This is a genomic window from Cryobacterium sp. TMT4-31 (genome assembly GCF_004403385.1).
Classification (GTDB): Bacteria; Actinomycetota; Actinomycetes; order Actinomycetales; family Microbacteriaceae; genus Cryobacterium; species Cryobacterium zongtaii.
This window is the reverse complement of record NZ_SOGI01000044.1, coordinates 1-25345: the sequence shown is the minus strand read 5'-3', so window position 1 is coordinate 25345 and position 25345 is coordinate 1. Positions and strand designations below refer to the sequence as shown.

Annotated in this window: 24 protein-coding genes; 15 read left to right on the top strand and 9 right to left on the bottom strand. The window is 69.7% G+C overall.

Annotated elements, in window-relative coordinates; genetic code table 11:
• The first annotated feature begins 22 nt into the window (after positions 1-22).
• Positions 23-931, top strand: coding sequence for a serine hydrolase (locus E3T19_RS10665; RefSeq protein WP_088454847.1), 909 nt, complete (start codon positions 23-25; stop codon positions 929-931).
• Positions 932-987: 56 nt separating this feature from the next.
• Here the strand turns inward: E3T19_RS10665 and E3T19_RS10660 are convergent, their stop codons facing one another.
• From E3T19_RS10660 to E3T19_RS10625, 8 genes are all read right to left on the bottom strand, one after another.
• Entirely contained in the window at positions 988-1590 is a 603-nt protein-coding gene (locus tag E3T19_RS10660; RefSeq protein WP_134408778.1) for a YdeI family protein, read from the bottom strand.
• A gap of 56 nt (positions 1591-1646) precedes the next feature.
• A complete protein-coding gene (locus E3T19_RS10655) occupies positions 1647-2228 on the bottom strand; it encodes a DUF5655 domain-containing protein (RefSeq protein WP_134408777.1) in 582 nt (193 codons plus the stop codon).
• Positions 2229-2303: 75 nt separating this feature from the next.
• Complete coding sequence (gene gdhA, locus E3T19_RS10650; protein WP_088454850.1) at positions 2304-3653, bottom strand: NADP-specific glutamate dehydrogenase; 1350 nt, start codon at positions 3651-3653, stop codon at positions 2304-2306.
• 134 nt (positions 3654-3787) lie between these two features.
• On the bottom strand, positions 3788-4219 hold the full coding sequence (locus tag E3T19_RS10645) for an NUDIX domain-containing protein (RefSeq protein WP_241980155.1): 432 nt from the start codon (positions 4217-4219) through the stop codon (positions 3788-3790).
• Entirely contained in the window at positions 4216-5070 is an 855-nt protein-coding gene (locus E3T19_RS10640) for a shikimate 5-dehydrogenase (RefSeq protein ID WP_088454851.1), read from the bottom strand. The genes E3T19_RS10645 and E3T19_RS10640 overlap by 4 nt, the downstream gene beginning before the upstream one ends.
• 72 nt (positions 5071-5142) lie before the next feature.
• Positions 5143-5352 carry a YbdD/YjiX family protein gene (locus E3T19_RS10635; RefSeq protein WP_088454852.1) on the bottom strand — a complete coding sequence of 70 codons (210 nt, stop codon included), beginning with the start codon at positions 5350-5352 and terminating at the stop codon, positions 5143-5145.
• A 16-nt stretch (positions 5353-5368) separates the two neighbouring features.
• Complete coding sequence (locus E3T19_RS10630; RefSeq protein ID WP_134408776.1) at positions 5369-7651, bottom strand: carbon starvation CstA family protein; 2283 nt, start codon at positions 7649-7651, stop codon at positions 5369-5371.
• Between the two features lie 144 nt (positions 7652-7795).
• Positions 7796-8641 (bottom strand): polysaccharide deacetylase family protein, encoded by an 846-nt coding sequence (locus tag E3T19_RS10625; protein WP_134408775.1) that lies wholly within the window; start codon positions 8639-8641, stop codon positions 7796-7798.
• A 207-nt stretch (positions 8642-8848) separates the two neighbouring features.
• On the opposite strand from E3T19_RS10625, the gene E3T19_RS10620 reads away from it, so the two are divergent.
• On the top strand, positions 8849-10234 hold the full coding sequence (locus E3T19_RS10620; RefSeq protein WP_088454855.1) for a glycine--tRNA ligase: 1386 nt from the start codon (positions 8849-8851) through the stop codon (positions 10232-10234).
• Between the two features lie 138 nt (positions 10235-10372).
• On the opposite strand, the gene E3T19_RS10615 is transcribed toward E3T19_RS10620, so the two are convergent.
• Positions 10373-11770 carry a glutamyl-tRNA reductase gene (locus E3T19_RS10615; RefSeq protein ID WP_103479241.1) on the bottom strand — a complete coding sequence of 466 codons (1398 nt, stop codon included), beginning with the start codon at positions 11768-11770 and terminating at the stop codon, positions 10373-10375.
• A gap of 73 nt (positions 11771-11843) precedes the next feature.
• On the opposite strand from E3T19_RS10615, the gene hemE reads away from it, so the two are divergent.
• The 13 genes from hemE (at position 11844) to hemL (ending at position 25195) form a co-directional block, all read left to right on the top strand.
• Positions 11844-12989 carry a uroporphyrinogen decarboxylase gene (gene hemE, locus E3T19_RS10610; RefSeq protein ID WP_103479242.1) on the top strand — a complete coding sequence of 382 codons (1146 nt, stop codon included), beginning with the start codon at positions 11844-11846 and terminating at the stop codon, positions 12987-12989.
• Between the two features lie 54 nt (positions 12990-13043).
• Positions 13044-14540, top strand: coding sequence for a protoporphyrinogen oxidase (hemG, locus tag E3T19_RS10605; RefSeq protein ID WP_134408774.1), 1497 nt, complete (start codon positions 13044-13046; stop codon positions 14538-14540).
• Positions 14541-14629: 89 nt separating this feature from the next.
• A complete protein-coding gene (locus E3T19_RS10600; protein ID WP_134408773.1) occupies positions 14630-15028 on the top strand; it encodes a hypothetical protein in 399 nt (132 codons plus the stop codon).
• Positions 15029-15060: 32 nt separating this feature from the next.
• The gene (locus E3T19_RS10595) at positions 15061-15477 is read left to right on the top strand and encodes a phage holin family protein (protein WP_165787928.1); all 417 of its coding nucleotides are present in this window, start codon (positions 15061-15063) and stop codon (positions 15475-15477) included.
• Positions 15467-15754 carry a DUF3618 domain-containing protein gene (locus tag E3T19_RS10590; RefSeq protein WP_103479244.1) on the top strand — a complete coding sequence of 96 codons (288 nt, stop codon included), beginning with the start codon at positions 15467-15469 and terminating at the stop codon, positions 15752-15754. The genes E3T19_RS10595 and E3T19_RS10590 overlap by 11 nt, the downstream gene beginning before the upstream one ends.
• Positions 15755-15847: 93 nt before the next feature.
• Entirely contained in the window at positions 15848-16579 is a 732-nt protein-coding gene (gene hemQ, locus E3T19_RS10585; protein WP_088454862.1) for a hydrogen peroxide-dependent heme synthase, read from the top strand.
• A complete protein-coding gene (locus E3T19_RS10580; RefSeq protein ID WP_088454863.1) occupies positions 16579-17673 on the top strand; it encodes a ferrochelatase in 1095 nt (364 codons plus the stop codon). The genes hemQ and E3T19_RS10580 overlap by 1 nt, the downstream gene beginning before the upstream one ends.
• A complete protein-coding gene (gene hemC / locus E3T19_RS10575) occupies positions 17670-18623 on the top strand; it encodes a hydroxymethylbilane synthase (RefSeq protein WP_103479245.1) in 954 nt (317 codons plus the stop codon). Before E3T19_RS10580 ends, hemC begins: the two co-directional genes overlap by 4 nt.
• Before the next feature lie 5 nt (positions 18624-18628).
• A complete protein-coding gene (locus E3T19_RS10570; protein ID WP_241980153.1) occupies positions 18629-19405 on the top strand; it encodes a uroporphyrinogen-III synthase in 777 nt (258 codons plus the stop codon).
• A 52-nt stretch (positions 19406-19457) separates the two neighbouring features.
• Entirely contained in the window at positions 19458-20102 is a 645-nt protein-coding gene (locus tag E3T19_RS10565) for a TetR/AcrR family transcriptional regulator (protein WP_088454866.1), read from the top strand.
• A gap of 98 nt (positions 20103-20200) precedes the next feature.
• Positions 20201-22729, top strand: coding sequence for an MMPL family transporter (locus tag E3T19_RS10560; protein WP_134408772.1), 2529 nt, complete (start codon positions 20201-20203; stop codon positions 22727-22729).
• Positions 22730-22883: 154 nt separating this feature from the next.
• Positions 22884-23867: a porphobilinogen synthase gene (hemB, locus tag E3T19_RS10555; RefSeq protein ID WP_370294272.1), complete on the top strand. Its 984-nt coding sequence runs from the start codon at positions 22884-22886 to the stop codon at positions 23865-23867.
• Positions 23864-25195, top strand: coding sequence for a glutamate-1-semialdehyde 2,1-aminomutase (hemL, locus tag E3T19_RS10550; protein WP_088454869.1), 1332 nt, complete (start codon positions 23864-23866; stop codon positions 25193-25195). Before hemB ends, hemL begins: the two co-directional genes overlap by 4 nt.
• Positions 25196-25345 lie beyond the last annotated feature (150 nt).

The following is a 25345-nucleotide window of genomic DNA, read 5'->3' as shown; positions in this document are numbered from 1 at the left end:
ATAGTCAGAGGACAACGCAGTAGTGGTCGCGCCAGCACAGGAATCCGAACGCCGGTCCAGGCACGCGATCGAACGCGGCGGCAGACACCGGGAATCCTCGGTGCCGGCCAGCTTCGAGCGTGGCTTCCACTCGCTCGGCGAGCTCGCCATGGGCGGTGCGCAGGTGTCGGCTCGGGCGACCGACCTGGCCACCGGCCGGGTGCTGTTCTCCGTCGATGACCACGTCGTCATGCCCACCGCCGGCGTCGGCACGGTGTTGCTGCTCATCGAGGTGGCCTCGCGGCTGCGCGACGCCGATTTCGGCGCGTACACGATCCTCGACCGCACGGTGCGCGACTCGGTCGACGGCTCCGGACTCTGGCAGCACCTGCAGGCGCCGTCGCTGCCCGTCGCCGACCTCGCCGCACTGGTGGGAGCCACCAACGACAACCTGGCCACCAACGTGCTGCTGCGCGCGGTGGGCCTGGAGGCCGTGCGCCGTCGCACCGAGGAACTCGGCCTGAGCGGCACCGGCCTGCTCGACCTCGTCCGCGACGCCCGTGGCCCCGACGACGCCCCCAACCTGTCGGTGGGCAGCGCCCGCGAACTCACCTGGCTGTTCACGGCCCTGGCGCGCGGGGAGATCCTCGACGACGAGGGCAGCGAACGGGTTCTCGGCTGGCTGTCGCTGAACTCCGACCTGTCCATGGTGGCCAGCGCGTTCGGCTTCGAGCCGCACGCTCACCGGTCGGCGTCGCACGGCGTGCTGCTGGTCAACTCCACAGGCTCCGACAACGGGGTGCGCAGCGAGGTGGGCGTGTTGCGCGGACCGCGTGCCGGCGTCGCCTACGCCGTGTCGATTTTCTTCGATGACCACAACCTGTCCTCCCGCCTCTCGGTGCTGGACGGCATGCGCTCGGTCGGCCTGGACCTGCTCGAATACGTGCACTGACCCCCCCCCACCGAACTGTGAGTTAAGCCCCGGAATCATCGGGTGTGGGGCCTTTCTCACAGTTCGCGGCGCTGGGCCGGGGGGACCCACTGGTGGGCGCGCTCGTTGCGCGCGGCCGCCTCGGCCGTCTCCCGGATGCGGGCGGCGCGGGTGGCCGGCCGCTGGGCCTGCACGATCCACTCCAGGATGCCGCGGCGGGGCGAGCGGGGAAAGGCATCCCAGTTCGCCCGGGCACCGTCGAGAGCGGCGAGGGCCGCGGCCAGGTCGGGCGGCACGATCAGGTCCTCGACCTCGTCGAGCCGGGTCCAGGAGCCGTCGGCCTCGGCGGAGCGCACCGCAGCCTCCCCGGTGTCCCGCATCAGTCCCTCGGCGCGGAGCCGTTCGATGCGCTGCTTATTGGGCCTGGACCACGCGCTGCCGCGGCGGCGCGGCGCGAAGTAGAGCATGGTGCGCCGCTCGTCGACCTTGCCGCCCTTGCTGTCGACCCAGCCCACCGCGAGGGCCTCGAGCACGGCCTCCTCGTAGCCGAGCACCGGCATCCCGGAGCCTTGCCGCCAGGTGACCAGCCACACGCCGGTCTTCGTCGTGTGGTTCTTCGCCAGCCAGGCCCGCCACGCGGCTCGGTCGTCCGGGTGCACCCTTTCGGAGTCGTCACTCACGGCGCCACCATAGCCCGCGAACGGTGCGCTGAACCCCGCGAGCCGGGCGCATGCGGCTAGAGCGTCGCATCGTAGGCGTGCTTCAGCCAGGCGGCCACCTCGGAGTCGACCTGGCTGGCCGAGGTGAGCGGGATCCGGGCGGGGAAGTCGGCGCCGAGCTCGGTGGCCGGCCGCAGCCGGGTGCTCGGTGCCGCGTCAGGCATCGGTATGCGCAGACCCAGGTCCACACGGTGCCGGGTGGTCGGCTGCACCACGGCGAAGGTGCGCTGCGGTCCGGACAACGCGACGTGCGTGGTGCGCGTCTGGATGCCCACCTCGTCGAGGTCGCCGGCGTACAGCAGCACGGCGTCCAGAATCGGCCGCAGCAACGGGCGGTCGGCATACTGGGCGTCGATCAATTCGTCGGCGGCCCGCACCGTGGAGTCCGGGTAGCCGAACGTCTCGTGCACGAGAAGCGCGCGCGGGTAGCCGCTGAGCCCCTCGGTCCCCAACCACTCGCGCAGGGCGTGTTCGTCGGGTGGGTCCAACTCCTGGATGCGGGCCAGCCAGTGCTCGAGGCCGCTGCCGGTGGACTGCTGCAACATGCCGATCTCCCAGAGCCGGATCGCGGCCCAGGGCAGTGGCTGCTCGTCGGTCATGCAGGCAGGGTACGCCCGCGGCGCCGCCCGCGCACCGATTCTGCGCCGGCAGCGCCGTGGGTTTCGGCTCGTCGCCTAGATGACGCCCAGCGCGAGCATCGCGTCGGCGACCCTGGTGAAGCCGGCGATGTTCGCCCCGGCCACGTAACTTCCCGGTGTCCCGTACTCGTCAGCGGTTTCCAGGCACCGATCGTGGATGCCGCGCATGATCTCGGCGAGACGGTCCTCGGTGTGCTCGAAGGTCCACGAGTCGCGCGACGCGTTCTGCTGCATCTCCAGCGCGCTGGTGGCCACCCCGCCCGCGTTGACGGCCTTCGCGGGAGCGAACAACACGTTGGCCTCCGCCAACAACCGGGCGGCGTTCGGGGTGGTCGGCATGTTCGCGCCCTCGGCGACGATCTGGCAGCCGTTGCGGATCAGCGCCGCGGCACCGTCGGCGTCGAGTTCGTTCTGGGTCGCGCACGGCAGCGCGATGTCGCACGGAACATCCCAAATCGACCCGCCGGCGACGTGCGTGACGCTTCCCGGGCGCAGGGTCGCGTACTCGGCGATCCGTCCCCGGCGCTCACCCTTGACCTCCTTGAGCAGGGCGAGGTCGATCCCGGACGGGTCGACGACGTAACCGCCGGAGTCCGAGCAGGCGATCACGGTGCCGCCGAGCTGGTGCACCTTCTCGATCGCGTAGATCGCGACGTTGCCCGAGCCGGACACGACGACGCGCTTGCCGTCGAAGCCCTGGCCGGCGGCTGTGAGCATCTCGTCGACGAAGAACACGGTGCCGTAGCCGGTCGCTTCGGTGCGCACCTGGGAGCCGCCCCAGCTCAGTCCCTTGCCGGTCATCGTGCCTGACTCGTAGCGGTTGGTGATGCGCTTGTACTGGCCGAACATGTAGCCGATCTCACGCCCGCCGACGCCGATGTCACCGGCCGGGACATCCGTGTACTCGCCCAGGTGCCGATACAGCTCGGTCATGAACGACTGGCAGAAACGCATCACTTCGGCGTCTGAGCGGCCCTTCGGATCAAAGTCTGACCCGCCTTTTCCGCCGCCGATGGGCAGCCCGGTGAGGGAGTTCTTGAAGATCTGCTCGAAGCCCAGGAATTTCACGATGCCGAGGTTGACGCTCGGGTGGAAGCGCAGGCCGCCCTTGTACGGCCCGAGGGCGGAGTTGAACTCCACCCGGAACCCGCGATTCACCTCGATCTTGCCCGAATCCGTCACCCACGGCACCCGGAAGATGATCTGGCGTTCGGGTTCGCACAGGCGTCGGATCACGGCCGAGTCGGCGTATTGCGGATGCTTGGTCACCACCGGTCCGAGACTCTCCAGAACCTCCCGCACCGCCTGGTGGAATTCGGCTTCGCCCGGGTTCCGGTCGAGGACCTCCTCGAATATTGGAACCAACTGCCTGTCGAGCACCGACATAGATCTCCTTAGTGCATGGGGGAGCCGAAGGCAGCTCGGCGGCTGCGTGATGGGTTCGGCCTTTCCACCGTACCGGCTCCACCCGGCAGGGGCATTCGGGGTGCCCGTTGCCCGTTGCCCGCGCAGCGCGACGCTCAGTCGATCAGGTCGGCGGCGTGCAAGCGGCGCAGCACCTCGACACCGGCCGGCGGGCACCGCTGTTGGTCGGCCGAGGTGGCCCAGTGCACGGCGCTGACCTCGGCGCTGGCCGCGGGTTCATCGGTGGTCTGAGCCCCGAAGACGCTCATCCGCACCAGCCGGCCGTCGGGTTCGCCGTGTGCCTGGATCAGCACGGTGAACAGGAGGTCGAGTTCGGCGGGGTCCAGGCGCACGGTGACCTCTTCCCAGGCTTCCCTGGCGGCCGCCTCCGCCTCGCCCTCGCCGGGGTCGATCTTGCCGCCGGGCATGAACCAGACGTCCCGCCCGCGGGCGGTGACCATGAGCACCCGGCGGTCACGGATGAGTGCGACGGCGGCGACCAGGATGTCGGGGTGCGCGCCGGCGGGCGCGGCCGGAGCGTCGCTCACGCGCGGGCGAAGGCCGAGGCGTCCCGCACCTGCTCGGGGGTCGGCCGCACGCCGGTGTAGCGCTCGAACTGTTCGGCGGCCTGCAGGGCGATGACCTCCGCGCCGGTGATGACGGACTTGCCGGCCGCCCGCGCCGCGAGGATCAGCGGCGTCTCCGCGGGCAGCGCCACGACGTCGAAGACGGTGTCGGCTGCGGCGACGGCCGCGGCAGTGAAGGCGGACTCGGTGGCCTGCGCGCCGCCGGCCATGCCGATCGGGGTGACGTTCACCAGCAGCGGCGCTGTCGCGGTGCCGGGCTCGGCCAGCCAGCTGTAGCCGAGCTCGTCGGCCAGGGCCCGGCCGCGGCTCTCGTTGCGGGCCACGATGGTGCCCGCGGCGAAGCCGGTGTCGCGGAGGGCCGCACCGACGGCCTTGGCCATGCCGCCGGAGCCGCGCAGCAGGAACGGGGTGGCCGGGTCGAGGTTGTTGGCTCTGAGCAGGTCGGCCGCGGCGATGTAGTCGGTGTTGTACGCCCGCAGGTAGCCGTCGTCGTTGACGATGGTGTTCACCGACTGGATGGCCGTGGCCGAGGCGTCGAGTTCGTCCACGAGAGCGATGACATCCTCCTTGAACGGCATCGACACCGAGCAGCCGCGGATGCCGAGCGCCCGCACCCCGGCGATGGCGCCGGCCAGGTCGGTCGAGGTGAACGCCTTGTAGACGAAGTCCAGCCCGAACTGCTCGTAGAGGTAGTTGTGGAACCGGGTGCCGAAGTTGCTCGGTCGCGCGGCCAGCGAGATGCAGAGCCGGGTGTCCTTGTTGAGCGGGGGCTTGGTCGGAGTCGTCAGTGGGGGCTTCGTTGTGTCAGTCATCGCCTCCAATGCTACGGCCCGCCCGGATTTTCACCCGGGCGGGCCGCAGTACTGACGAGGAAGGGACGCTGCTCAGCAGCACCGGCCCTGGGGGTTGGTGTCCTGACGGTCGGTCTGGTCGCGCCAGAACTCCCGTTCGGTCAGCACCGGTGCCGAGGCATCCGTGCCGTGCACCGACTCGTGGTGCGCGCGGTACTTGTCGTAGGCATCCTCACCCATGACCCCTCTGACGTACCAGGCGAGCCCGGCCGCGGCCGAGCGCACCGCGGTGGCGACGCGCATCAGTGCTGGCCTGACATCAGTGCTCGCGAGCCTTGCGCTTGCCGGTCTTCGGGAGGGCGTCCCAGAGGGCCTGGTTGGCCTTCTCGGCCGGCGTGGCCATGATGCCCGCCGGCGCGAAGATCCGCGACGGCACGGCCGGGTCCTCGCTGGTCGAACTGGAGTGGGTCTTCCACGCGTTCCAGGTGGCCTGCAGCGCGGTGAAGATCACGACCACGGCGAGGGTGACGAAGACTATCGAGAGGATGCCCTGCACCATGGTGTTGCGCACCACGGCCTCCATCGCCTCAACCGAGGTGGCCGTGCCGAAGCTCGTCTCCCCGGCGGCCAGGGCATTGGAGAACGCGGCGTTCTGGGCGAAGTAGCCCACCGACGGCACGGTCGAGAAGATCTTCAGGACCGAGGCAGTGATGGTCACGACGGCCGCGAAGCCGAGTGGCAGCGCCACGATCCAGATGTACTTGAACAGTCCGCGCTTGGCCACGATGGCCATACACACGGCGAGGGCGATCGCAGCCAGCAGCTGGTTGGCGATACCGAACAGCGGGAACAGCGTGTTGATGCCGCCGAGCGGGTCGGTGACGCCCATCACGAGCACCGCGCCCCAGGCTGCGACCATGATGCCGGTGCAGATCCAGGCGCCGGTGCGCCAGCTGGTGTCCTTGAACTTCGGGAAGATGTTGCCCAGGCTGTCCTGCAGCATGAACCGCGCGACGCGGGTGCCGGCATCCACTGCCGTGAGGATGAACAGCGCCTCGAACATGATCGCGAAGTGATACCAGAACGCCATCATGCCGCTGCCGCCGGCGACCTGCTGCATGATGTTGGCCAGCCCCACCGACAGGGTCGGGGCGCCACCGGTGCGGGACACGATCGATTCCTCGCCGACGTTGATCGCGGTCTGGGTGAGGAGCTCAGGGGTGACGCTCACGCCGGTCAGGCCCAGGCCGTTCACGAACGCGGCCGCGCCCTGCACGGTGCCGCCGGTGAGGGCGGGTGACGCGTTCATGGCGTAGTAGATGCCCTGGTCGATCGACAGCGCGGCCACGAGGGCCATGATCGCCACGAAGGACTCCATCAGCATGCCGCCGTACCCGATGAACCGGCTCTGGCGTTCCTTCTCGATCAGCTTGGGCGTGGTGCCGGAGGCGATCAGCGCGTGGAATCCGCTCAACGCACCGCAGGCGATGGTGACGAAGAGGAACGGGAAGAGGGTGCCGCTGACGACAGGGCCGGCGCCGCTGGAGGCGAACTCGGTGACCGCGGGAACCAGGATCTCGGGCCGCACGATGATGATCGCGATGGCGAGCATGCCGATGGTGCCGATCTTCATGAAGGTGGAGAGGTAGTCGCGCGGGGCCAGCAGCAGCCAGACCGGCAGGATGGCGGCGATGAAACCGTAGACGATGATGCCGATCGCCAGCGGCACCTTGTCGATGGTGAAGAGGGCCGCGCCCCACGTGGTTTCGCTGATCGCGCCACCGCCGACGATCGCGGCGATGAGCAGCACGAAGCCGATGATCGAGATCTCGGTGACCTTGCCCGGGCGCAGGAAGCGCAGGTAGCAGCCCATGAACAGGGCGATCGGGATGGTCATGCCAACCGAGAAGACGCCCCAGGCGCTCTCGGCGAGGGCGTTGACCACGACGAGGGCGAGGATGGCCACGATGATGACCATGATCGTGAGCGTGGCGAGCAGGGCGGCGGTGCCACCGACCCGGCCGAGCTCGTCGCGGGCCATCTGGCCCAGCGACCGGCCGCCACGGCGCATCGAGAAGAACAGCACCAGGTAGTCCTGCACCGCACCGGCGAACACCACCCCGACGATGATCCAGATCGTGCCGGGCAGGTAACCCATCTGCGCGGCGAGAACCGGGCCCACCAGGGGGCCGGCGCCTGCGATGGCGGCGAAGTGGTGGCCGAAGAGCACCCGGCGGTCGGTGGCGGCGTAGTCCTTGCCGTCGGCCTTGTACTCGGCGGGGGTCGCCCGCCGGTCATCCGGGTGAAGCAGGTGCTTCTGGATGTAGTTGGAGTAGAACCGGTACCCGATCAGGTACGTGCAGATGGCGGCGAAGACGAACCAGATGGCGTTCACGGTCTCGCCGCGGACGACGGCCAGCATCACCCAGCTCAGCCCGCCGAGCAGCGCGATGGCCAGCCAGATCGCGATCTTCACCGGGGTCCAGTGGGCCTCCTCGGCCTCGTGGATTCTGGGATCCAGGGCCACCGGCGGAAGGGCCGGGTCCTGGGTCAGGTCTGGATCGTCGGTTGCGCCTTGCGGAATGCTGGACGTCGCGCCCATCGGTACTCCTCTTTGAGGTACACGGTCTATGAAAACACAGAGAAACTCACAGCATTTTGCCGGGTAACTCGGTAACGGTAACACTCGTCGCGCTCGGCAACGGTGCCATTGGTCCCCCTGGTGACGTGTCGTGAGGTGCGAATGTCACGGATGAGCCGCGCTGGTGAACACATCGTTGAGGGTGACGGTGGTCAGCCCGCGGTCGTGCAGCAGCGCGCGTAACTGCGGGAAAACGTTGGTGACCGGTTCGAAGTTGAGGTGCCCGATCACGATGTGTTGAGGCAGGAACCAGGTGGTCGCGAAATCCACCACCTGTTGTTCGGTGAGGAGCCCCGAGTCCGCCAGCGACCCGTACCAGGTGGTCGGGACCGTGTAACCCAGCGCGGCGGCCAGGGCATCCACCCGAACGTCGTGCACGCCGTACGGCGGCCGGAAGTAGGGCCGGGCGTCGACGCCGTAGGTGTCGCTGAGGAAGTCGTGGTTGCGCTGGAGTTCGGTGGTGACGTCGGCGTCACTGAGGGCGCTGAGGTCGGGGTGTGACCAGGTGTGGTTGCCCAGCTGGATCTGGCCGGTCTGCACGAGCGGCCGGAGCCGGTCGGCGTTGTCGGTCCAGGCGTCGTAACAGCCGGTGACGAAGAAGGTGAGCCTGGTGCCCGTCTCGGCGGCGAAGCGGATGTACCGGGCCAGCACCTCGCTGCTGGAGCCGTCGTCGACGGTCCAGGCCAGCAGGGTGCCCTCGCCGGGCAGGTCGGACAGGGTGCCGGGCGGCACCGGAACCCGCACCAGACCGGGCGCGGGCTGGGCGACGGGCACGGGCGGCGGTACCGCGCCGGGCAACGGCCGGGGGAGCGGGCTGGGAGTCGGTGGCGTCGTCGTTGCCGGGACGCTCGGGCGCGGGTCGGCTGCGAGGGTCGCGCAGCCGGCAAGGGTGAGGGAAAGGCCAAGCGAGGCCAGCACGGTGCGCCGGGTGAGGGCGGGGTCCTGCCGCACGGCGGTCCTCCCCCCGGAGCCGGTCGTTGGAGCCGATGGAAAGCCAGAACAAGCCGGGCGTGAGTCGAACGAGTCGAAGATATCGCCGCTGCCGGCCGCTGACAACGCCCGTAATCGGGGGCCGTGCCCGCATCGCTAAAATGGACGAATCCGTACCCGGGCCTCTGCCCGGTATTTTGACCATCCTTTTGGACCATTGGAGCCACCGTGGCCGCACTTTCCCGTCTTGATTCCGTCATCGCCCTCGCCCGCCACCGCGGCTTCGTCTTCCAGGCCGGTGAGATCTACGGCGGCAGCCGGTCGGCCTGGGACTACGGGCCCCTCGGTGTGGAGCTGAAGGAGAACATCAAGAAGCAGTGGTGGCGGTTCATGGTCACCAGCCGCGACGACGTCGTGGGCCTGGACTCCTCGGTCATCCTGCCGCGCAAGGTCTGGGAGGCCTCCGGCCATGTCGAGGTCTTCTCCGACCCGCTGGTGGAGTGCACCAGCTGCCACAAGCGCTTCCGCGAGGACCACCTGGTGGAGGAGTTCGAGGAGAAGAAGGGCCGCGCCCCCGAGGGCGGCATCGACGGCATCGCCTGCCCCAACTGCGGCAACCGGCACACCTGGACCGAGCCGCGCGCATTCTCGGGCCTGCTCAAGACCTTCCTCGGCCCGGTCGACGACGAGGCCGGCATGCACTATCTGCGCCCGGAGACCGCGCAGGGCATCTTCGTGAACTTCGCCAACGTGCTCCAGGCGGCGCGCATGAAGCCCCCGTTCGGCATCGGCCAGATCGGCAAGAGCTTCCGCAACGAGATCACCCCCGGAAACTTCATCTTCCGCACCCGCGAGTTCGAGCAGATGGAGATGGAGTTCTTCGTCGAGCCCGGCAGTGACGAGGAATGGCACCAGTACTGGATCGACCAGCGGATGAGCTGGTACACGGGTCTGGGCATCAACATCGAGAACCTCCGCCTGTTCGAGCACCCCGCGGAGAAGCTCTCGCACTACTCCAAGCGCACCGTCGACATCGAGTACCGCTTCGGCTTCTCCGGCAGCGAGTTCGGTGAACTCGAGGGTGTCGCCAACCGCACCGACTTCGACCTCAAGACGCACTCGGAGGCGTCGGGCAAGGACCTCTCCTACTTCGACCAGACCAAGAACGAACGCTGGGTCCCCTATGTGATCGAGCCCGCTGCCGGCCTGACCCGCTCGCTGATGGCGTTCCTGGTGGATGCGTACCACGAGGAAGAAGTGCCCAACGCGAAGGGCGGCGTCGACAAGCGCACCGTGCTCAAGCTCGACCCGCGCCTGGCCCCGATCAAGGCCGCCGTGCTGCCGTTGAGTCGCAACGAGGCCCTCTCACCGATGGCCCGCTCGCTGGCCGCGCGCCTGCGCGAATCGTGGAACGTGGACTTCGACGACGCCGGCGCCATCGGCCGTCGTTACCGCCGCCAGGACGAGATCGGCACGCCGTACTGCATCACGGTGGACTTCGACTCGCTCGAGGACCAGGCCGTCACCGTGCGTGACCGCGACACCATGGCGCAGGAGCGGGTGCCCCTGGCCGAGCTCGATGCCTACCTGGCCGTGCGCCTGCGCGGAGCGTAACCCGCCCCATCCGGCGCCTGACCCGCTTGAGCGTTTCGCGGGTCGGGCGCCGCTGTGCGCGTGGCACGCCACCCGCAGAGCGGCGCCGCACCCGCATAACTCCGGATGCTGCGCCTCCGGGCTACCGTGACGGCCGGGTCAGGACGCGGTGTCGGAGACGCCGGCCGCGCCGGGCAGCCCGACGGGCGCCGCCGCGGTCTCCGGCAGGGTCACCTCGATGCCGAACAGGGCGTCGAGCCCGCCGAGGAACGCTTCCTGATCGCCGGCGCGGGCCAGCTCGCGGGAACGCACCATGGGCGTGTGCAACAACACCCCGGCGAGGTGCCGCAGGGCGGATTCGGTCTGCTCGCTGGTGTCACCGCGCCGCCTGGCCCGCTCGATCTCCCCGTCGAGGATGTCGAAGACGTGCGAACGCAGCGCCACGACGGCGGGCGCCAGGCTCTGCTCCTCGGCCACGGCCGAGAACTTCCTGGCGGCGCGGCCCACCAGCTCTCGCGCCTCGCTGGTGGCGTTGAGCTGTTCGAGCGGGGCGTGGATGCGGATGGTCTCGAGGTCGAGCAGCTCCACCCCGGGCACGTCGCTGACGTCGGGGTCGACGTTTCGCGGCAGGCCGAGGTCGATGACCAGCTGGCGGGCCGCCTCGGCCTCGGAACCGACGGGACAGGAGCGCACGGGACCGGCCTCGGCAACCGGCGCACCGACACCGGCGTGCGTCGCGGCGAGGAGCGCCCGGCCGGCGGTGAGGATGCCCGCATCGATGACGTGGTGATCGACGGTGGTGCAGGTGAGGATCAGGTCGGCCAGGGCGGTCTCGGCGGCCAGGGAATCGGCATCCGTCGACACGGCCGAGATGTCGTGGGCCACGGCGAACTTCTCGGCCCGGCCCGACGACGAGTAGACCCGCACGTCGGTGACGCCGAGTTCACGGAGGGCCGCCAGCGAGGCGCCGGCGTACCGGCCGGTGCCCACGAGCAGCACCCGGGTGTGTGCCCAGTCGGTGACCCGGCTCTCGGCCAGTTCAAGCGCCAGACGCACCAGGGAGCGGCCGGCGGCGCCGATGCCGGTGTGGTTCTTCACGCCGCGGGAGGTCTGCGAGGCGCGCTGGAACAGGCGCTCCAGCTCGGGGCTGGTGGTGCCGGCGGCGCGGGCCTCCTCGAGGGAGCGCCGCACCTGGCCGGCGATCTCGCCCTCGCCGACGACCACGGACTCGAGTCCGCTGGTCACGGCGAAGAGATGCTCGGCCACGCCGTTGCCGTGCACAAGGTCAAGGGTGTCGCGCAGCAGCGCGGCGCTCACGCCGGTGCTCTCGCTCACGGCGTCGATCGCGGCGTAGACCGCGGGAAGCGGGGAGACCCCGAACGGTTCGTCGAGGTCGAGGTAGGCCTCGAAGCGGTTGCAGGTGGCCACGACCACGGCCCCGCTGAGGGCATCGTGCCCCGTGAGCATCCCGCCCGCTGCCGAGTCGGCGCCCACAGACAGCTTTTCGAGCACGTCAAAGCTGGAGTTCTTGTGGTTCGCGGACAAACAAATCAACACCGCTTGATTCTACGGTGTGTGCAACAACACCTCGAATCGTTCCCCCGGCCGATGTAGAGGACAATCGAGAGTGATGAACCTCGCGACGACACACCCACTTTCTTCCGGCCTCACCGCAGACTCCCGGCTCGTGCGGGCATACCAGGGCACCCGTCCGGACGTGACTCCGGTCTGGTTCATGCGCCAGGCCGGCCGCTCGCTGCCCGAGTACCGCGAGCTGCGGGTGGGCACCCGGATGCTCGACGCCTGCCTGGACCCCGCCATGGCCAGCGAGATCACCCTGCAGCCGATCCGCCGGCACGGTGTCGACGCGGGCATCCTGTTCAGCGACATCGTGGTGCCCCTCAAGCTCGTGGGCGTGGACGTGGAGATCGTGGCCGGCAAGGGCCCGGTGCTCGCCAAGGCCGTGCGCACCGCGGCGGATGTCGACAGTCTCACCGCGCTCGACCCCGCCGTGCTCGACACGGCATTGGCCCCGATCAGGGAGGCCGTCGCGCTCACCGTCGCTGCGCTGGGCTCGACCCCGCTGATCGGTTTCGCCGGGGCGCCGTTCACCCTCGCCGCGTACATCGTCGAGGGTGGACCGTCCAAGGACCACATCCACGCCCGCACGCTCATGCACTCGGATCCGGACGCGTGGGCCCGGCTGATGGCCTGGACCGCCGAGGTCACCGGCCGGTTCCTCCGCGCCCAGGTGCTCGCCGGCGCCAGCGCTGCGCAGCTGTTCGACTCCTGGGCCGGCGCCCTCTCGCTCAACGACTACACCCGCTTCGTCGCCCCGGCGTCCACCGCCGCGATCGCGCACGTGCGCGACCTCACCTACACGGAACCCGCCGCCGACGCGGCCGCCGATCCGGAGTCGATCCGGCGCAACGTACCCGTCGTGCACTTCGGCGTCGGCACCGGCGAATTGCTCAAGGCCATGCACGGCATCGGCGCCGACGTCGTCGGGGTGGACTACAGGGTGCCGCTGGATGAGGCCAGCCGGCGCCTCGGCGGTGTCGTGCCGGTGCAGGGCAACATCGACCCCGCCCTGCTGAACGCGCCCTGGCCGGTGCTGGAAGCACACGTTCTCGACGTGCTCGAGCGCGGCCGCACGGCGCCGTCCCACGTGCTCAACCTGGGCCACGGTGTGCCGCCGGAGACGAACCCCGACGTGCTCACCCGGCTCGTGGAGTTCGTGCACAGCACGACGTCGAGTACCTCCAGCGCGTCCTAGAACACCGCTCACTCGAGCACGTGCCGGCGGTAGCCGCCGGCGGAAAGCAAGGTCATGAAGGACGTTCTGGTCATCGGCGGAGGTGTCGCCGGTCTGGTGGCCGCCCGCGAGTGCGCCCACCTCGGGCTCAGCGTTGTCGTGCTGGAGACCGCAGACGCGCCGGGCGGAGCCGTGGCCGGCCACGAGGTCGCCGGCCTCCGGCTCGATGCCGGTGCGGAGAGCTTCGCCGTGCGCGGCAACACCGTGGCGGCCTTCATCGCCGACCTCGGCCTCACCGCCGAGATCATCGAACCGAACCCGGCCGGGGCCTGGCTGCACCTGCCGCCGCACCGGCCCGGCGGAGCCCCGATGTCGGTGCCGCTGCCCAAGGCCGGCGTGCTCGGCATTCCGGGCTCACCGCTAGCCGAGGACGTGCGCCGCGCGATCGGCTGGTCCGGCGCCCTGCGCGCCTACGCCGACAGGCTGATGCCGGTGCTCAAGATCGGCCGTGAGCAGAGCCTCGGTGAGCTCGTCGGCAAACGGATGGGCACCAAGGTGCTCGAACGCCTGGTCAACCCGGTCGCCGGCGGCGTCTACGCCACCGCGGCCGCCGACCTCGAGGTCGACGTCGTGGCCCCTGGCCTCAACCGCGCCCTCACCACGGCCGGGTCGCTCTCCGGCGCCGTCACGGCTCTCCGCACCGCCGCACCGGCCGGTTCCGCCGTCCGCGGGCTGAACGGCGGCATGCACCGCCTCGTCGCCGCCCTCGTCACCGATCTCGACACCTACGACGTCGAGATCCGCACGAGCACCGCCGCGACCGGCCTCACGCCCGTTGACACCGCAGAAACCGGCGCCGACGGCACCGTGACGACCACCCGCACGTGGGCCGTCCGGCTTGCCCCGACGGCGGATGCCGAGGCCGCGGCCGACGCCGAGCCGGGCACCCTCGAAGCCCGGCAGGTCATCCTCGCCGTGCCGGCGGCAGCCGCCCTGGCCCTGCTGGCCCCGCTTGGCGCCGAATTCGCCGCTCTCGCCGCCCTGGACTGGCCGGAACCGGCCGCCGTGGAGCTCGCCACACTGGTGCTCGACGCCCCGGTGCTGGACGCGCATCCGCGCGGCACCGGCGCGCTCGTGGCGGAGGGGACCCCTGGCGTCACCGCCAAGGCGATCACCCACGTCACCGCCAAGTGGGCCTGGGTGGATGCCCTCACGCCGCCCGGCCGGCACATCGTGCGGCTCTCCTACGGACGCGCCGGCGCCCCGGTGCCGACCCTCGGCCTCAGCGACGACCAGCTGCAGCAGCTCGCCGTGCAGGACGCCGCCGCGATCCTCGGGGTGGACCTCGCCAACAGTCAGGTGGCCGGTTTCGCCCGCACGCTGTGGGCCGACGGCCTCTCGCCGGCCACGATCGGCGCGCCCGAACGCATCCGCCGGGTGCGGGAGGTCGTCGAGACCACGCCCGGCCTCGACGTGACCGGTGGCTGGCTCTCCGGCACCGGCCTGGCCTCGGTGATACCCGACGCCCTCGCGGCGGGTATCCGGGTCAGGCGGGCAGTGCTAGACCTCTGATCAGGAGTCTTTTAGGTGCCGTACACATGTGCCTCCCCGGGCTGGGGGGCTACGCTGGCAACTCATGAACGTATAGGAATGGAGTCACAATGCGGGGAAAGCTTCTTTTCATCACGGGTGGCCTCGTGGGCTATGTGCTGGGTGCACGCGCCGGACGTCAGCGCTACGACCAGATCGCGTCGGCCGCCTCGGACCTGTGGAACCGGCCGCCCGTGCAGAGGCGCGTGAACGAGGTCAAGGACTTCGCCCTCGAGCGTGTCGGCGACGTTCCCGGCGCACTCTACGAAGCGGGCAAGAAGGTCGCTTCTGCAGTGTCGAACAAGACCGACAAGATCAAGGGCGCCCCGGCCACCGGCATGTCCGGCGCCGCCACCGCGGCCACGAAGGCCGCCGCATCCGCCACGAAATCGGCCAAGGCGGCGGCGGATTCTGCCACCTCCGCGGCTGATTCCGCGAAGGCCGCCGACGACACCTCGGCCGCGCAGTAATCTCACAGACGACAGTCCAAGGAAGGATGCCAGTGAGCAACAGCGGGTACAACCCCAAGAGCAAGCAGTCACTGTTCACGCTCCTCAGCGAGCTTCCCGGTCAGATCGTGGATCTGGTCAAAGCCGAGATCGACGCCTTCAAGGCCGACATCTCCGGCAAGGCCAAGAACGTCGGCATCGGCCTGGGCCTGTTCATCGGTGCCGCGGTGTTCGGCTTCTTCGCGATCATCGTGTTCATCGCCCTGGCCGTGATCGCTCTCGACCTCGTGCTGCCGCTTTGGCTGGCCGCCCTCATCGTGGCCGTCGCGCTGCTCCTGATCGCGGTGATCCTGGCCCTGATCGGGCTCAACCGGGTCAAAAAGGGCACCCGCCACGACCCGGATGGCGTGACCGCGAGCATCCAGAAGGACGTCGACGCATTCAAGGGAGTTGGCGAGTATGAGCACTGACAAGAGCCCGGAGACCACGCCGGAACACCGAAGCACCGCCGAGTTGCGCTCCGAAGCCGACCGGGCGCGTGCCGCGCTCGCCGGCACGCTGGACGCCATCGAGTACAAGCTCAATGTGCCCAAGCAGATCAAGATCAATACCCGGCGCTTCACCCTCGGGTTGCACAGGCTCGGCGATGACAACCCTCTCGCCCTGGCCGGCGTCGCCCTGGGTGCTGCCGCGGCAGCCGGAACAATCGTGTGGTGGGGCGTGAAAACGGTCCTCGAGCGCCGCTGAGCGCGCGGGTGGGCGGGTCTACTTTTGGCTCTCCGGGCAAAGCGGTGGAGACTAGTACACATGACTCACCCGGCTGCCGGAGAGGCAGTAGACATGACCACGCCCACCCCCGCTACACACACCTCATCAGAGGCTGAACCCACCGAGGCCTCGCCCTCCGGATTCACCCTCTTCACGGTGCTGCGCAAGGACCCGGCCAACCCCGACGACCTCGACGGTCGCGACGTGCCGCGGTTCGTCGACGAACTCGACGACATCATCGCCCTGGTCGAGGCCGAGGGCGTGACCCTGCGCGGGATCTACGACGTCTCCGGCCTCCGCGCCGATGCCGACGCGATGCTCTGGACCCATGCTGATGAGGCTCAGACCTTGCAGTGGGCCAACCGGGAGCTGCGCCGCAGCCGCCTGCTCAAGAGCCTGCTGCCCACCTGGAACGCCATGGGTGTGCACCGCGACGCCGAGTTCAACAAGAGCCACGTGCCCGGCTTCCTGCGCGGCGTCGAGCCCAAGGCCTGGCTCACCGTCTACCCCTTCGTGCGCAGCTTCGAGTGGTATCTGCTGCCCGAGGCCGAGCGCAGCAAGATGCTCGCTGACCACGGCCGCAAGGGTGCCGCGTTCCGCGGCGCCATCGCCAACACAGTGTCGTCGTTCGCGCTGGGCGACTACGAGTGGCTGCTGCCGATCGAGTCCGACGAGCTCACCGAGCTTGTCGACCTGATGCGGGAGCTCCGCGCCACGGAGGCCCGTCGTCATGTGCGCGAGGAGGTGCCGTTCTACACCGGACGGCGCATCTCGACCGCCGAGCTTGTGGAGGTCCTGCAGTAATGACGAACTACGACGCCATCCTGCTCGCCGGCTTCGGCGGACCAGAGGGCCAGGACGACGTGATCCCGTTCCTGCGCAACGTCACCCGTGGCCGCGGCATCCCGGAGGAACGCCTCGAAGAGGTCGCGGTGCACTACCGCCACTTCGGCGGCATCAGCCCGATCAACCAGCAGAACCGCGTGCTGCGCGCCGCCCTGCAGGCCGAACTGGACCGTCGCGGCATCAACCTGCCGGTGATCTGGGGCAACCGCAACTGGGCGCCCTACCTGCCGGACACCATCGCCGAGGCGCACGCCAACGGCCAGGACCGCCTGCTCGCCATCGCCACCAGCGCGTACAGCTCCTACTCCGGCTGCCGCCAGTACCGGGAGGACTTCGCCCAGGCGCTGGACACCACCGGACTGACCGGCACCGTGCAGATCGACAAGATCCGCCAGTTCTTCGACCACCCCGGCTTCGTCACCCCGTTCATCACCGGTGTGCGCCAGGGCCTGGCTGACGTCGAAGCCGCGAACCCCGGCATCAACCTCAGCACCGAGGTCGAGGTGCTGTTCAGCACCCACTCGATCCCGTCCACGGATGCCGCCAAGAGCGGGCCCGCCGAGCGCGGCTTCGGGGAGGGTGGCGCATACGCCGCCCAGCACCTGGCCGTCGCCGACGTGGTCATGCAGGGCCTCGAGTCCCCGTGGCAGCTGGTCTACCAGTCCCGCAGCGGCCCGCCCAGCATGCCGTGGCTCGAGCCCGACATCAACGACGCCATCGCGCTGCTGCCGGCGCGCGGCATCCGCGCCGTCGTCATCGTGCCACTCGGCTTCGTCAGCGACCACATGGAGGTCATGTGGGACCTCGACAACGAGGCCACCGAAACGGCGAAGGAACACGGCCTGTTCTCGGTGCGGGTGCCCACCCCCGGCGCTGACCCGGTCTACGTGAGCGGCTTGATCGACCTCGTCGAGGAACGTCTCAACGACGTGCCCGTTGAGGGCCGTCCAGCCCTGACCGACCTCGGCCCCTGGTACGACATCTGCCGGCCGGGCTGCTGCGAGAACGTGCGCCTCGGTTTCAAGCCGGCCGTCGCCGGTGTAGCGCCGTGAGCACCATCCGCGTCGGCACCCGGGGCAGCGCCCTGGCCATGGCCCAGACCACGGCCGTCGCCAACCGCATCCAGGCCGCGACCGGTGGCGAGGTGGAGATCATCCCGATCACCACGCACGGCGACGTGTCCCGTGAATCCCTCTCCAGCCTGGGCGGCACCGGCGTCTTCGCCAGTGCCCTGCGCGAGGCCCTGCTGAACGACGAGTGCGACGTTGTCGTGCATTCGTTCAAGGACCTGCCCACCGAGGAGTACCCGGGCCTCGTCATCGGCGCCACGCCCAAGCGCGCCGATGCCAGGGACGTACTCTGCGCCAGGGAGGGCTACACCCTGGCCACCCTGCCCGAGGGCGCCACGGTCGGTACCGGGTCTCCCCGCCGCGCGGCGCAGCTGCGCGCCCAGCGTCCCGACCTGGAGGTCGTCGACATCCGCGGCAACGTCGGCACCCGGCTCGCGCTCGTCGCCGACGAGAAGCTGCACGCCGTAGTGCTCGCCGCGGCGGGCTTGGGCCGCCTGGGCCTGCTGGAGAACATGGCCACCGACTACCTGGAACTCTCCGACTGGCCCACCGCGCCGGGGCAGGGCGCCCTGGCCATCGAGGTGCGCCAGGGTAAGCCGGACCGCCTGCTCACCAAGGCCCTCGCCGTGCTCAACCACGCCACCACCCAGGCCACAGTGACGGCCGAGCGCCACGTGCTCGCCCGACTCGAGGCCGGCTGCGCGGCCCCGATCGGGGCCACCGCTGTGCTCGACGACGGCCTGCTGTTCCTCACCGCCACCGTGTACAGCCCGGACGGCACCCGCCGGATCACCGCATCGCACGCGGCGACCCCCGAGTCGCACTCCGCTGTCGACCTGCAGGATGCCGCTCTCGACGTCGCCGAGCGCGCCGCCCGAGAGCTTCTGGCCGGCGGGGCCGCCGAGATCGCCCCGCTGTCGGTGACCCTGTGAGCGCCGTGCGGCACAATCCGGACAAGCCGTTGGCCGGCTGGCGGGTCCTCGTGCCCCGCGGCGGGCCCTGGGGTGACCAGGTGGCCGCGAACCTGCGCTCGCGCGGCGCCATGCCGATCGTCGCTCCGATGATCAACTTCGCGCCCACCGACGACGCCGCGTCCCTCGACACGGCCCTGGCCAAACTCGCCGCCGGCGACTTCGACTGGATGACCGTCACCAGCGCCACCACCGTCGATGTGCTCTCCTCCCACCGGGCCGTCGTGGCGCCGGGCACCCGCATCGCCGCGGTCGGCGAGACCACCGCCGCCGCGCTCGTGGCCGCGGGCTATCACGTCGACATCGTCCCGTCCGAGGACAACTCGGCCAAGGGCCTGCTCGCCGACTGGGAAGCCGCCACCCACGGCGTCATCCCGCTTCGCATCCTCACCCTGCGGTCCGAGATCGCCAAACCGCTGCTCACCGAGGGCCTGCGCCGCATCGGTCACGACGTCGAGTCCGTCGTGGCCTACCGCACCGTCGGGGTGCCGGTCTCCGACCGGGTCGTCGCCGACATCAAGGCAGGACGGGTGCACGCGGTCCTGGTCACCAGCGGGAGCGTCGCGCAGCAGGTGCAGGATCAGCTCGGCCCGATTCCCCGGACCACCCTGGTCGCCTGTATCGGCCCGCGCACGGCGAAGGATGCGGCGGCCATCGGTCTGCGCGTGGACGTGATCGCCGACGAGCGCAGCGCCGAGTCCCTCATCGAGGCTCTCGTGGGTCTCGCTCCCCGGGACCTGTAGAACAGCTGGGAGTGCATTGCACGTTGTGCGTCGTTGCACTTAGTGTAAGTATGTGATTCCGCCCCTCATCGCCCCCGATCGGCGGGCCGACATCAAGGCACGGCATCGTCGGGCGATCCTGGATGCCGCCGACGCGCTGATCCGCGAACGGGGCAAGCCTCAATTCAGTGTCAACGAACTCGCCGACCGTGCCGACGTCTCCCGGCGCACGGTATTCAATCACTTCACCTCGCTCGACGACGTGATCATGACGACCTGCACCCGGTTGCTCGGCGTCACCGTCGACGACTTCCGGGCGGCAACGCGGGCGACGCCCGCGGGCGATGGCAGTCGGGTGGCTCTCTTCGACGAGATCACCACGGCCCTTCGTGCCGTCGACCTGCCCACCGTGGTCGCCTACCTCTGGGGCGTCCTCGCCGCGGATGGCGAGAACGGCCGCTCCCAGCACGCTCTCACCGACGTCTTCACCCGCGCCACCGAGCAGCTCTCCGCCGAGATCGCCGATCGCAGCACCGCCATCGACGCGTTCGAGGTGGCGATCCTGGTCAGCACGGTGATGAACGGCGTCGCGGTCGTGTCGGTGCACTGGATCGCCACGACGGGCGCCACGCTCGACGAGTCCTCCCGGACGGTGTGGGACGACCTGCTCAACCGCCTCATCGCCACCATCCGAATGGGCTACTCGGCGTCCAGCTGACCCACACCCTCCTCGAACTTCTGTACCCACTCTCTTCCCGATGACGCGATGCGAGTTCCCCTCCCGTCACTAGGCAAACACGAAAGAACCTGAGGATTATGGCATCCCTTCTCTACCGACTCGGTCGGTTCTCCGCCCATCGGGCCTGGCTGGTCATCGTCGCGTGGGTGGTCATTCTCGGCCTCGCCGGCGGCGCCTTCGCCCTCTTCGGTGGCACTCTCACCTCGGCGGTGAGCATCCCCGGCACCGCCACCCAGAAGGTGAGCGACGAGCTCGCCGAGAAGTTCCCCGCCGCCAGCGGTGGTCGGGGCTCCGTCGTCTTCACCACCACCGACGACACGGCGTTCACGGCCGAGCAGAAAACGGCGATCGGCGAGCTGCTCGCCGACACCGTCGAGCTCGACAACGTGACGTCGAGTACCAACCCCTTCGACACGCAGGCGCAGATCGACGGCCAGGCGCAGCAGATCATCGACGGCCGCCAGCAGATCGTCGACGGAACGACCCAGATCGATGCCGGGCAGGCGCAGATCGACGCGGCCACCTCCCAGCTCGCTGCCGGTCAGGCACAGCTCGACGTCGCCCGCAGCCAGGCGGAGGCGGCCGGACAACTCGCCGCCGCCCAGCCGGCGCTGGATGAGCAGCAGGCCCAGCTTGACGCGGGCGCTGCAGCCATCGCCGAGCAGCAGGCCACTCTCGATGCGGGCCGCACCGCCCTGGAGACGCAGAGCACCACCCTGGAACAGGGCTCCGACCTGCTCGACCTGGCCGCGGGCATCCGCCAGGTATCGGACGATGAGACGACCGCGGTCGCGAGCCTGCAGTTCGACACGTCGCTCAACCAGGTTCCGGCCGAGTCGAAGGAGGCGGTTGTCGAAGAGATGGAGAACGCCCAGATCGACGGCGTCGTCGCCGAGGTGTCCAACGAGATCGCCGCCAGCATTCCCGAGATCCTCGGCCCGGGCGAGATCGGCGGCGTGATCATCGCGGCCGTCGTGCTGTTCGTCATGCTCGGCACACTGATCGGTGCGGGTCTTCCGCTGGTGAACGCGCTCATCGGCGTCGGTGTCGGCGTGCTCGCGTCGCTCGCCCTGTCCGGCAGCGTCGAGATGCTCTCCGTCACCCCGGTCCTGGGCGTCATGCTCGGGCTCGCGGTCGGCATCGACTACTCGCTCTTCATCCTCAACCGGCATCGCACCCAGTTGCGCAGAGGGGTAGAGCTGCAGGAGTCGATCGGACTGGCGAACGGCACCTCCGGCAACGCCGTGGTGTTCGCCGGCGCCACCGTGCTCATCGCCCTGCTCGCCCTCAACCTCACCGGCATCCCGTTCCTGGGCCTGATGGGCACCGTCGGCGCCGTCTGTGTCTTCGTGGCGATCCTCGTCGCGATCACCCTGACGCCGGCGCTGCTGGGCCTGGTCGGCGAGAAGATCCTCACCAAGAAGGCACGCGCGCACATCGGCACCCCCTCCGCCAAGGTCTCGGCGCCGATCAAGCCGATGAACACCCTGCGCGCCGTCGTGACCGTGATCGCGGGCATCGCCGTGCTGCTGATCGTGGCAATCCCCGCGCTGTCCATGCGCCTGGGGCTCCCCGCCGGCTCGTCCGAGCCGCTGGACTCGAGTGCGTACCGGGCCTACAAGCTCGTCGACGACAAGTTCGGCGCCGGCGTCAACGGCCCGCTGCTCGTGGTCGCCGACCTCGAGACGGCCATCACCGACGACGAGCTCATCGCCGAACAGGTGCGCATCGGAACCGCGCTGAAGGCGGAGAACGACGTCGTCGCGGTCGCACCGATCGGTGCGTCGGACGACGACCTGCTGCTCGCCTTCCAGGTCATCCCCGCGGATGGGCCGAACAGCGAGTCCACCGAGCAGCTGGTGCGCGACCTGCGAGGCCTCGACATCGACGGGGTCAGTTCCCTCGGCGTCGCCGGCAACGCATCCGGCAACATCGACGTCAGCGAGAAACTCGCCGACGCTCTGCCGCTGTACCTGCTCGTGGTCGTCGGACTCTCGTTGATCATCCTGATCTTCGTGTTCCGCTCGATCCTGGTGCCGATCACCGCGACCCTCGGCTTCGTATTGTCGTTGTTCGCCTCGTTCGGCGCGATCACGGCGGTCTTCCAGTGGGGCTGGCTCGGAGCGCTGTTCGGCATCCATGACCCGGGGCCCATCCTGAGCTTCCTGCCCATCCTGGTTGTCGGCGTGCTGTTCGGCCTGGCGATGGACTACCAGCTGTTCCTGGTCAGCGGCATGCGTGAAGCGTACGCCCACGGCGCACCGGCCCGGATGGCCGTGCAGCGCGGTTTCCACGCCGGCCGCACGGTGGTCATCGCCGCGGCGCTGATCATGGCCTCGGTCTTCTCCGGTTTCGTGTTCTCGAACTCGGTGATGATCCAGTCGATCGGCTTCGGGCTCGCCATCGGCGTGCTCCTGGACGCCTTCGTGGTGCGGTTGCTCATCATCCCGGCCGTGATGCACCTGCTGGGTGACGCGGCCTGGTGGCTGCCGAAGTGGCTGGACCGCATCCTGCCCAACGTCGACGTGGAAGGCGCATCGCTCGAGCGCACGCACCCGGTGCACCCGGCGGATGAGCCCGAGCTCGTCACCACCCCGCGCGTCTAAGCGCGCACCCCGCTCGGCCCACGGCGCGGCTCGATTCCTCACGGATCGGGCCGCGCCGTTTCCGCACCCTGCTGGCCACGCCCCTTGGCCACACTCCCTGGCCCGCCCTCCCCAGGCCCGCGCACTCAGGCTGGAGGCCTAGGCTGGTCGGGTGATAAACCCCGTCATCCGCCCGCGACGACTGCGCAGCACCCCCGCACTCCGCCGCCTGGCCAGCGAAACCCGTGTCCACCCCGCCGAGCTCGTTCTGCCGCTCTTCGTGCGTGAGGGCAACGAGTCCACCCCGATCTCGTCGATGCCGGGCATCGTGCAGCACAGCGTCGACGGCGCCCGCCGCGCCGTGGCCGAGGCCGCCGCGGCCGGCATCGGGGGAGTGATGCTCTTCGGCGTCCCCGCCGTGCGCGATTCCACCGGCACCGGCGCCACCGATCCAGACGGCATCCTCAACGTCGCCACCCGCGCCGTGGTCGCCGAGGTGGGCGATGCCCTGGTGGTGCAGACCGACCTGTGCCTGGACGAATTCACCGACCACGGCCACTGCGGTGTGCTCGCCGCCGACGGTTCCGTCGACAACGACGCCACGCTGCTGCGCTACAACGACATGGCGCTGGCGCAGGCCGAGGCCGGCTCGGCGCTGCTGGGCCTGTCCGGCATGATGGACGGCCAGGTTGCCTCCGTGCGCGCCACCCTCGACGCCGCCGGCTACGCCGACACCGCCGTGCTGGCCTACTCGGCCAAGTACGCCTCCGCCTACTACGGCCCGTTCCGCGAGGCCGTGCAGTCCACCCTCGTCGGCGACCGCCGGACCTATCAGCTCGACCCCGCCAACCGCCGCGAGGGCGTGCGCGAGGCCCGCATCGACATCGATGAGGGTGCCGACGTCGTCATGGTCAAGCCAGCAGGCAGCTACCTCGACGTGCTCGCCGAGGTCGCCGCGATGAGCGAGGTCCCGGTCTGGGCGTACCAGGTCTCCGGCGAATACGCCATGATCGAGGCCGCCGCCGCGCAGGGTTGGATCGACCGCCGCCGTGCCATCGAGGAGTCGGTGCTCAGCATCCGCCGGGCCGGCGCCGACGCCATTCTCACCTACTGGGCAGTCGAACTCGCCGCCTGGCTCACCGAAACGGATGCCCGATGACGCACACCACCCACAACGACGAACTCTTCGCCCGCGCACAGCTCTCCATCCCGGGCGGTGTCAACTCGCCGGTGCGCGCCTTCCGCTCGGTCGGCGGCACCCCGCTGTTCCTGGTGAAGGCGGCCGGCGCCTACGTCACCGACTCCGACGGCCGGGAGTATGTCGACCTGGTCAGCTCCTGGGGTCCGGCGATCCTCGGCCACGCGCATCCCGCCGTCGTCGGCGCCGTGCAGGAGGCCGCCGCACTCGGGCTCTCCTTCGGGGCCTCCACCCCTGGCGAGACCGTGCTGGCCGAGCTGATCAAGAGCCGGGTCGGCGCGATCGAGAAGCTGCGCCTGGTCTCCACCGGAACCGAGGCCACCATGACGGCCATCCGCCTGGCCCGCGGCTTCACCCAGCGTGACCTGCTGATCAAGTTCGCCGGCCACTACCACGGCCACTCCGACGGTCTGCTGGCCGAGGCCGGCTCCGGCCTGGCCACCCTCGCGCTGCCCGGCTCGGCCGGCGTCACCGCGGCCACCGCGGCGCAGACCCTGGTGCTGCCGTACAACGACCTGGGCGCCGTGCGCGCCGCGTTCGAGGCGTACCCCGGTCAGATCGCCGCGGTGATCACCGAGGCCGCCGCCGCGAACATGGGCGTCGTCGCCCCGGATGCCGGCTTCAACGCGGCCCTCTGCGACCTCGCCCACGAATACGGCGCGCTGCTCATCGTCGACGAGGTCCTCACCGGCTTCAGGGTGCACCCGGGCGGCTACTGGGCGTTGCAGGCCGAGGACGGCGAGAGCTACACGCCGGACCTGTTCACCTACGGCAAGGTCATCGGCGGCGGCCTGCCGGTCGCCGCGCTCGGTGGCCGGGCCGACGTGATGGACTTCCTCGCCCCGGCCGGGCCGGTCTACCAGGCCGGAACGCTCTCGGGCAACCCGGTGGCCGTGGCCGCCGGCATCGCCACCCTCACCGCGGCCGACGGCCACGTGTACGAGCGCCTGAACGAGACCGCCCAGCTGCTCTCCGAGGCCGTCTCCGGTGCGCTCTTCGCCGAGGGAGTCGCGCACAGCGTTCAGCACGCGGGTAACCTGTTCAGCTTCGTCTTCGGTCAGGAAGCCGCGATCACGCCGCCGCGCAGCTACGCCGAGGTGCAGCGCCAGGAAACCTACCGGTACGGGCCGTTCTTCCACTCCATGCTCGAAAGCGGCATCTCCCTGCCGCCGTCGGTGTTCGAGGCCTGGTTCGTCTCCGCCGCGCACGACGGCGACTCGATCGGCAAGATTCTCGAGGCACTGCCGGCCGCGGCCAAGGCGGCCGCCGAGGCGCGTCCGGCAGCCTGAATCGGGAGCCACCCGCTGACTGTTGCCGAATCGGACAATTGCGCCCGGCGCACCGGGGGTGGATTCAACTGGTCGATGCAACACCGCTGTTTTCTTGGTCTGAGAGTAGCTGATGCAGGGCTTCTCGCGGGGTGGCTGCGTCGAGCCGTT